This is a genomic window from Halomonas sp. PBN3 (assembly GCF_000475415.1).
Lineage (GTDB): Bacteria > Pseudomonadota > Gammaproteobacteria > Pseudomonadales > Halomonadaceae > Halomonas > Halomonas shengliensis.
The window spans coordinates 1-1263 of record NZ_AXCA01000073.1 but is presented as its reverse complement, the minus strand read 5'-3'; the positions used below and the strand labels follow the sequence as shown (position 1 = coordinate 1263).

At 65.8% G+C, this 1263-nt stretch carries 2 protein-coding genes; both read right to left on the bottom strand.

The features are described 5' to 3' along the window. A partial coding sequence (pilL2, locus tag Q673_RS23165; protein WP_023005037.1) for a PFGI-1 class ICE element type IV pilus protein PilL2 occupies positions 1–533 on the bottom strand: 533 nt, incomplete at its 3' end. A 140-nt stretch (positions 534–673) separates the two neighbouring features. After that, positions 674–1263 (bottom strand): hypothetical protein (locus Q673_RS23160; protein WP_043524340.1); only part of this gene is annotated, 590 nt, incomplete at its 5' end.

Sequence of the window (1263 nt, the reverse complement as noted above, 5' to 3'; positions counted from 1 at the left end):
GGGTCGACCTCCAGCTCCCAGGCGTCGCCGCCCAGCACCTGAAGGGCTTCGCGCAGCGGCATCGGGCCCAGCCGGTAGTGGGCCGCCGGCAGCGGCTTGCGGTAGAGGGTGCGCTGAGCGGGGCCGGGCGCGGGGCAGAGCGAATAGCCGGTATGGCGCAGGGTGTGATGCAGCGCATCCTCCACAGTGGTGGTCATGGATGCCGGAATGCGCACGTCGATGGTCTGCTCCAGGAGGTAGCGCTGACCCAGCGAGGCCTGAGTGGCCACCAGCTGGTAACGCCCGGTGCGAATGACCTCAACGGTGGGCAGTTCGTCGCTGTAAATGTCCGGAGTCACGGCCTCGGTCGTCGGCGGGTTGGGGCCGGTGACCACGGCCCGATGCCGCTCGCCGTCCACGTCGAAGTACGGCAGCGAAAGCACCAGAGAGTCGGCGTTCGAGGGTTCAGGAGCCTGTTGCGGCTGATGCGCACAGCCCGCCAGCAGCGTGGTGGCGATCAGCGCAGCGGTCGAGAGGGTGGGAAGGTTGAGCATGCGTTGCCTCAAGGAGTCCATTCAATGGCGTTGAGGCAGGAGGTTCTCGGGTTTGCGGGGGCGGGTCGATTGGAAAGCGTAATCAGGCGGGGAAAGGAAAAACGCCCCGGAATGGGGCGTTCTTCGCAGGTTGGGAATCGTCAGTGCCTTGGCATGACGCTGAGCGCCTCGAGCTCTCGGCGCACATAGGGTCGATAGTAGTGGTCCAGAGCCAGCTGCAGCCGCACGCCTGCCGCCTGCTCGCGAAGCCAGCACGCTGCGCTGACGTTGTCTGCCAGGGCAATCTCCTCCCTGGCCCGCTGCTCCAGTGCCTGCTCGCGCTCGCGTAGCGCAGACGCTTCCTGAACGGTGGGCGGCATGAGCCACGCGAAGGCACCCGTCGTAAAGCGTGCTGCTGCCACAAGGCGCCCATACCGGTCTCGCACCTCGGCATGAGACAGCATGACCTCCGGGCCGATATGCGCCAGAAGGTCGGGCTCTGCATGAACGATCTCGGTGACCGTCGCAAAGCTGCCAGCGTCGATAACCGTCGTCACCTCGAACCAGGGATCCGAGGGCTCGGTGTCGTCATGCTCCCAGCGCGTGCCGTGTACCGTGAGACGAAACTGCTCGCGCAGCACCGCCTCCCGAATCAGCGCACCTTCGACCGCATAGGGGTTGGGGACAAAGTGTTCCATCATGGTTCTCCCGTTCATGGCAACGCCGGGGAGAACCTTCCCAGCGGGGAGGC